Origin of the sequence: Facilibium subflavum (assembly GCF_003574485.1) — a bacterium.
GTDB lineage: Bacteria > Pseudomonadota > Gammaproteobacteria > Francisellales > Francisellaceae > Facilibium > Facilibium subflavum.
Map to the genome: position 1 here is coordinate 1 of NZ_KZ984697.1, position 8,227 is coordinate 8,227.

General features: G+C 33.7%; 6 protein-coding genes and 1 pseudogene. All 7 read left to right on the forward strand.

Going from position 1 to position 8,227, the window contains the following annotated elements; translation table 11 throughout:
* A partial coding sequence (locus DNK84_RS14555; RefSeq protein ID WP_119327918.1) for a hypothetical protein occupies positions 1–196 on the forward strand: 196 nt, incomplete at its 5' end.
* Positions 197–384: 188 nt separating this feature from the next.
* On the forward strand, positions 385–1,083 hold the full coding sequence (locus tag DNK84_RS00010; protein ID WP_119342539.1) for a response regulator transcription factor: 699 nt from the start codon (positions 385–387) through the stop codon (positions 1,081–1,083).
* A gap of 25 nt (positions 1,084–1,108) precedes the next feature.
* A complete protein-coding gene (locus DNK84_RS00015; RefSeq protein ID WP_162902108.1) occupies positions 1,109–2,452 on the forward strand; it encodes a HAMP domain-containing histidine kinase in 1,344 nt (447 codons plus the stop codon).
* Between the two features lie 424 nt (positions 2,453–2,876).
* A complete protein-coding gene (locus DNK84_RS00020; RefSeq protein ID WP_119342541.1) occupies positions 2,877–3,452 on the forward strand; it encodes a recombinase family protein in 576 nt (191 codons plus the stop codon).
* Positions 3,453–3,461: 9 nt separating this feature from the next.
* On the forward strand, positions 3,462–6,503 hold the full coding sequence (locus DNK84_RS00025) for a Tn3 family transposase (RefSeq protein WP_119342542.1): 3,042 nt from the start codon (positions 3,462–3,464) through the stop codon (positions 6,501–6,503).
* A 15-nt stretch (positions 6,504–6,518) separates the two neighbouring features.
* The gene (locus DNK84_RS00030; RefSeq protein WP_208123212.1) at positions 6,519–7,610 is read left to right on the forward strand and encodes a PDDEXK nuclease domain-containing protein; all 1,092 of its coding nucleotides are present in this window, start codon (positions 6,519–6,521) and stop codon (positions 7,608–7,610) included.
* A gap of 92 nt (positions 7,611–7,702) precedes the next feature.
* Positions 7,703–8,227 (forward strand): annotated as a pseudogene (locus DNK84_RS00035) (hypothetical protein); the annotation flags it as partial.

The following is an 8,227-nucleotide window of genomic DNA, read 5'->3' on the forward strand; positions in this document are numbered from 1 at the left end:
ACATAAGGTTGGTGAGTACAAAGACGCCAAGTTAAAGCCAATCAAACGGAAAAAACATGGTAGATTACAGTCTAGCTATTTCCGATATGGCTTGGACATGATTGCTAATGCTTATCAAAGAGCAGCTTTTAGCATAAGAGACTTTAAGCTTTGTCTTAAAATTTTAAACCGACCGCTACAGGAGCTACTCAAATGAGAAAATCATCGTGTACAGAGAAACTTGGTGCACAATTTTGTGTTAAAATTAATTTGTACTGAGATTTTGCTTAAGTTTTAAAATACGGCTTTAGTTACGCCTAAGAGCAATTTCTGTTCGCTCAAATTAATGTAAGCTGCGATATTGTAATTGTTTCAAGCTCTGTTAAAAATCAAGGGTTGGGTAACATGTTTAAAAATATATTAATTGTCGATGATGATAAATTACTCCTTGACTACTTTAGCCTGCTATTAAGGCAACATGGGCTAAAGGTAATATGCGCTGAAAATGTCAAAAAGGCTGAAAAAGAGTATACTCAAAAATCAGTCGATTTAATGCTTTTAGATATTAATATGCCTGGGGAGGATGGTTTGAGTTTTTGTCAGCGTATTGCCGAGGAGGTTACATTTCCCATTGTAATGTTAACGGCAGTTGATGATGATAATGATTGCATCACCTGTCTTGAGGCAGGGGCTGTCGATTATATTACCAAGCCATTTAACGCAAATATTTTAGTACCAAAGCTAAAAAATATTTTAAGTGTTTATGACTATGCCAAGGCATCAGACAAAAATAGCCAAAAAAAAGTGCGAAAATTTGTCTTTGACCAATGGGAACTCGATACCCATCAGCATATTCTAGTTGATCAAAATGGAGGAGAAACACCCTTAAATAAAGTTGAATATTTGTTGTTAACTTATTTTTTAGCACATAAAAATCGACTTCTCTGCCGTGAATCTTTGTTAGAAGCGGTGTATGCGGGTAACTATGAGATTAACGAGCGTGCGGTTGACTTAAATATTAGCCGATTGCGTCGAAAATTAGCTGGCTCAGCCGACAGAATTAAAACAATTTATGGCCAAGGCTATATCTTTAAGCTAAATTAATAATATCTACCTATGAGGAATTGAGGTGATATTGTTAATGGTTCGTCAAAATTTTTTTCCTTGGCTAATTTCAACGATTGTGCTATCAATTATGTTTGCGGTGGCCTTTTTATCATACTCTATTATTCATACTTATCATCAGCAAATCAAACAGAGCAATTTTGAAAGTGTTGCTGAAATTAGCTATATTATGCTCAATATCATGTTGATTGAAGAAGCTGGGAAAGCCTCCCAGGCCAGTCAATCGAGCCAACATTTTCAAGTTTTGTTAAGTCATTTAGAAAAATCCTCTAAAACTTATCGTATTAGTGAGCAGCCACTAACACCTTATCATATCAAATTTACGATTGATAAAAAAAAACATACAGGTGTTTATGAGTATGCCAAAGTTGAACAACTCGTGAAAAAAATTGCTAATAAAGATTGGTTGCCAGCGTTTTCGCTCTATTTACCAGCATATGGTAAATGGCTAAACATGCATTTTTTACCAACGATTTTTGATAAAATGGTTGTTGCTGTTTTTATTTTTGCAATCTTATTGATGTTGATTGTTCTGTACTTTATTGTTATATACCTTCGCTTTTCAAGACTATGGCATAAGCTTCTCCAATCTTCTGAGTACTATACCGGTGCTAAAGAGAAACCGCTCGATACAGGCGGATTGAAGTATCATATACGTATATTATTTTCATCTGATAAAATTTTACAAAGCTTAATCAGGCGATTAAAGGACATTACATCCCAAAAGCATTTTATTATGACAGCATTAATGCATAATATCCGCACGCCAATCACACGTGCTAAACTGCTACTGGATATGCCAAAAGCTCTGGATGACTCAAAAATACGCTTGCAAAATGAATTAGACCAAATTAATAATCAAATAACAAAAATCGCCAAATATTATAAGAGTACAAGCCACTTAGATCCTGCTGTTGAACTAGATATTGTAGAAATCCTCCATGAGCGTTGTCAAAAGATACCGTCACAAGGGTTTACAATAAATAACAAGGTACAGGGCAAATTATACGTCAAAACACAAAAGCTTGCCATGGAGTTAGCAGTAGATAATATTATTGATAATGCCATCAAATACGCAAAGCAATTAACGATCGATGCTAAAAAGCATAAAGAAGGAGTGAACTTATTTTTTTCCAGCCAGCGAAAATTATCAGATCAAAGTGATATGGAAGGTCAGGGCAGTGGGCTAGGAATAAAAATCAGCGAGGTTTTACTACGCCAAAATGATTGTGCGTTGTCCACTAAAAACTTTCAAAAAAATTATATTGTTGTTGTTACCATCCCAAGGGAAATTGTTATAGAGCCCTATAAAACATTCTGGCATGGTTCAAACCCAGTATACACATGAAGGTAACTTTTGATAGCATTTAGAGAGCCGTTTAATTATTATTTAATTACGACAAAAAACAAAAACAAACGGCTCACTATATGCAACCTAAAAGACTCACTCAAAACGCAAAGAAACAACTATTAACTGATTGCATTAAATCAGGTTGTGTGACTGATATTGCCAATAAATATAACGTTACTCGCAAAACTGTGTATTCCCATATTAACAAAGTCTCTGAAGCAATAGATCAATCATTGGGGGTTCTAACCGATAACCCAAGATTTTTCCGATTTTCTCAACGAGGCATCGGTACAGAAAAACTAAAATATTTTTGTACACACTGTATTCATAAAAATCATAGTACAATATGAAATATATTTTGATTTTTTAGTACTATTATGGTACATCTGGATATACAAGATTACACTGTACCAAAGCACCTATGAAAATCGGTTATGCCAGAGTAAGTAGTACGACTCAAGATTTAGAACTACAAAAGAAAGCTTTAGCAGAAGCAGGCTGTGAAAAAATTTTTAGTGAATCACTTAGTGGTAAGGATAATCGCCGCCCAGAACTCATTAAAATGTTAGAATCTCTACGAATAGGAGATATTGTTGTTGTGTATAAAGTGGATCGAGTTGCTCGATCTTTAAAAGGATTAATTGAAATTATTGAAAATTTAAATTCAAAAAAAGTTGACTTTGTTTCACTGGATTCAGGTGACAAGGTTGATACAACATCACCAATGGGTAAGGCATTCTTCCAAATTACTGGTGTATTTGCTGAGTTAGAACGCGGAATGATCAACGCCAGAACTAAAGCGGGCATTGATAATGCCAAAAAAAATGGGGTTAAATTTGGGCGTGTGCTTGGGCAAAAAAACAAAGGTACAAAAGATAAGCTAGATAAAATTAGAATCTTTCTTGGTGCTGGTAAAACCTATAGTTGGATTGCTAAAGAACTATCTGTCAGTAAAAAAACAATTGCTGACGTGAAAAAACAAATCTCTAGTGTGTGATCAAGCAAAATGTCTCACCAAGTTAGACCAATAAACAATAATTTAACCATTTTCTCTGAAGCTGAATATGCAGCTTTATATAACATCCCTGAATTTGATGATTCGCAAAGAATAGAATATTTTACACTAACAGATACTGAACTTCAGGTCGTAATGAAGCGTAAATTATTGGCTTATAAAGTAAGCTGTATTTTACAACTAGGTTACTTCAAAGCGGTAAATATATTCTTTCCATTTAAGTGGGATGAAGTTAATTTGGATGATGTAAGCTTCGTACTTCAACAGTACTTTCCTAATCAGCATATGGAGATTAGATCATTAACGAAGCATGAGTATTATACTCAATGTTTTGAGATTACTTCTCTTTTTCATTACAAAACATGGTCAAAAAAATTTGAAGAATTATTGCTTTTAGATTATCAAAATCTCTGTAGAGATATAAAACCACAGAGCATTGCTATTGAAATATTAGCTTTTTTAAAGCAACATCAGATCATCAGACCAGCCTATACAACCTTTCAATTATTAGTCAGTAGTATAATTAAAAAAGAACAGCAACGGGTAAACTTAGTTATTACAACCAATTTAAACCAGTCTGAAATTGAAACGATTAAGCATTTTTTAGTTGAAGAAAATACTTTTTCTCAATTGGCGGCAATAAAGCAAGATGCTAAAAATTTCAAACCAAAGATTATGACTGGAGAACGTAACAAATTAGCAATACTTTATCCCGTCTATCAAATGACCAAAAGGTTATTACCTGAGTTAAAGTTATCTCAACAAAATATGCAGTATTATGCTGAACTTATACATTTTTATTCTATCTATGAACTTAGGTCAAAGAAGAATGTGGAGCAAGCATATCTTTATATTCTATGTTACTGTTGGTGGCGCTATAGACAAATAAGTGACAACTTAGTCAATGCTTTCTGTTTTTACTTTAAACAAATTGAAAGCAAAATTAAGGAGATAAGCAACAACGCTTTCTCACAGCATATCAAAGATCAGCATGAAGAAGCTTCAAATATGCTTAAACTAGCGAGTTTATATGTGGATGATTCATTATCAGATGAACTTAGTTTTGGTGAAGTTAGAAATAAGGCTTTCTCAATTATTCCTAAAGATGAATTAATTACCAGAGTAAAGAAAAATAATAGAAAAATATATGATTCTGACTTTTATTGGCAATCTATAGATGGTTTTAAACGGGGTATTAAATCACATTTACGTAGTTTAGTTGAAGTATTAGATTTTTCTAGTATTAAACCATATGCCAAATGGTTGGAAGCCCTCACATGGATCACAACAAAATTTCATCAATCACACAAGAAAGCTCCATTAATTTTAGATCATCCAGAAGGCACAATCCCAATAAAACTACTACCCTACTTTTCTATTAGCATTGCCGAACAAGTTATTTTAGTTAACCAAACTCGTTATGAATTTTGGGTGTATCGCCAATTGAATCGTTATTTAAAGTCAGGGGGTATCTTTTTAGAAGATAGCTTGCAATATCGTTCTTTAAGTCAAGAATTAGTTTCTGAAGAAGAGCAAAAAGACATTTTAAAAGACTTAAATATTCCTGCCTTACGCAATTCTATTCAGCAACAACTTGACGAACTCTTTTTCGAACAACATGAGCTTCTTGTCAGATTAAATAAATCCTTAGGTAACGGAAAATTAGAGCATTTACGGTATGATCATAAAACAGGAATTTTGCATTGGCGCAAAATAAAAACCTCTAGTCATAAAGATGAAAAGTTACAACATAAATTCTATAGTCAACTCCCTTTATCTGACATCGTTGACGTATTTAGATTCGTCGACAGACAATGTGGGTTCCTATCTGAATTTAGCCATGTTCAACCACGCTATGCTAAACAAATAATCTCAAAGGACAGTTTAATTGCAAGTATCCTTGCACAAGGGATGAATAACGGAAATTATAATATGGCTGAAATTTCAGATATTCCTTATGCAGCTCTTCAGGACGCACTACAATCAAGAATTCGTTTATCTACATTAAAAGCAGCAAACGACACTATTAGCAATCAGATAGCAAAAATGTCAATTTTTCCATTTTATTCATTTGATCTTGAATTACTCTATGGCGGTGTGGATGGGCAAAAATTTATAGCCTCAACCCCAACGATCAAAAGCAGAGCGTCAAAGAAGTATTTTGGCAAAGGGAAAGGTGTTGTTGCCTATACTTTGCTGTCTAATCATATACCGTTACAAGTGGAACTAATAGGGGCAAATGAGCATGAAAGTTATTATGCCTTTGATATATGGTATAACAATACTACAGATATATTGCCAGACGTTTTAACTGGTGATATGCATGTTATTAATCGTGCCAATTTTGCACTTATGCACTGGTTTGGAGGGAATCTTTACCCAAGATTCACAAACATTGAAGCGCAACGAAAACATATCTATTGCGGTGATAACTATCCGCAATATGAGAATTTTTTAATCAAGCCAGCAGGAAAAATTGATCGTCAATTAATTGAAGATGAATGGAGTAATCTTCAGCGAATCATCGCATCTCTTGCCTTAAAGGAGATTTCACAAAGCATACTAATTAGAAAATTATGTACCTATAAACAGGAGCACAGAACTCGTAAGGCTTTATTTGAATTTGATAAACTCATTCGGAGTATCCACACGCTTAAATATTTACTTAATCCAGATATTTACAGGAAGACTCATTATTCACAAAACAGAGTCGAGCAATATCATCAGTTACGATCGGCTATAGCACAGGCTTATGGTAAAAAAGAAATTATAGGGAAAACTGATTTATCTCTGGAGATTAGCAATCAATGTGGGCGACTCATTGCTAACGCAATTATCCATTATAACTCAAGCATTTTGTCAAAGTTAAAAGATAACTATGAAGTTCAAAATAATCAAAAAATATTGAATAAATTAAAAAGAATCATTCCCATTGCCTGGCAACATATCCATTTTCTTGGTCATTTGACTTTTGCCACAGAAAACACAATTGATTTAGATGAAATGATTAAAAAATTAATATTAGATACTTAAAAAACGAGGCTATTTATGAGTTCACTAAAAAGCAACAATCACTTATTCGGGCATGATAAAGTTAAATTTGGATTAATGGTAGAAGAGTATACCGAGTTACTACAGGTAATCAAAAATAAAATTCGTCATGTTCAATTGAAAGCAGTTGTTACGGTCAATCAAGAGCTACTTAAATTTTACTGGGATTTAGGTAACATAATAACAGCAAAACAGAAAAAAACATCATGGGGTGACGGATTAATAAACCAGTTAAGTCACGATCTAAAAAAAGAATTTCCTGATATGAAAGGGTTCTCTAGCAGTAATCTTAAGTATATTAAACAATGGGTCCAGTTTTACTCTCGTCATTTGTCAATTAGCCAACAGCCTGTTGACCAAATCATGCAAATTCCTTGGGGACACAATATTGCAATCATTTCAAAGTGTAAAGATATTAATGAAGCTATTTATTATGTGTATAATACAGCTAAATATAACTGGAGTCGTAGCGTGTTAGTACATCAAATTGAGAGCAGACTATATCATCGAGATGGGAAATCAGTTAATAATTTTGCAACAAAACTCCCAACACCTCAATCTGATTTGGCTGTACAAACCCTTAAAGATCCATATGTTTTCGATTTTCTGAGTATGACTAAGGATTATACTGAACGTGAACTTGAGCGTGAATTAGTCAACCATATTTCACATTTTTTATTAGAGCTTGGCAATGGTTTTGCATACGTTGGTAAGCAAGTTAATTTGAAAGTTGGAAACAGAGACTTTTTTCTCGATCTTTTGTTTTACCATATTACATTGCATTGTTACGTTGTTATTGAGCTAAAAACAGTTGAATTTGAGCCAGAACATGCTGGAAAGTTAAATTTTTATATTAAAGCGGTAGATGAGCAACTTAAGCAAGAGTTAGATAATCCAACTATTGGGCTGCTTATTTGTAAAAGTAAGAGCAGAATAATTGTAGAATATGCATTAAGTGATGTTAATAAACCAATTGGCGTTTCAGAATATCAGCTAGTTAAATCATTGCCTGAGAACCTTAAATCAAGCTTGCCTAGCATAGAAGATATTGAACACGAACTTCAAGGCTCTCAAGAAGATGAAGATTAGAATCGGAAAAATCTTGGGTTATCGGTTAGAACCCCTATTTTTAAGTGTTTTCATGTCATTTTTGTTTTGCTAAAAACGTAATAAAAAGAAGCATGGAACACGCAAAGGAACTTCAACAGCTACTTAAGCACTATTTTAACGATACTCGTCATACTTTAGAATGCTTGACATTCATTATTTTTGGATTATTTATTGTTCGCAGTATTAATCTGGCAAAGCTTGCTCGCAGCTTTCCGACACAAAGTAAAGAGGCATCAGTTTACAAACGCTTGCAGCGCTTTATGAGACGCTTTACTTTTTCACATAAACGTCTTTACCAAAGTGTTTGTGAGATTTGTGCATTACCAATGCCAATTATATTATGTATGGATAGAACGAATTGGAAATTTGGCAAAAAACACATCAATTATCTTGTGGTTAGCATCGCATACAAGGGCGTTTCGATTCCATTTATGTGGTCACTGCTGACAGATAAAAAATGTGGTAACTCTGACTTTAATGATCGACGCAAATTATTTGATCAATTGCTTCAATTCATCGCGCCATGTCAAATAAAATGCGTGCTCTGTGATCGAGAGTTTTTAAGTGGCGATTGGGTTGCCTATCTTAAAAGTCAT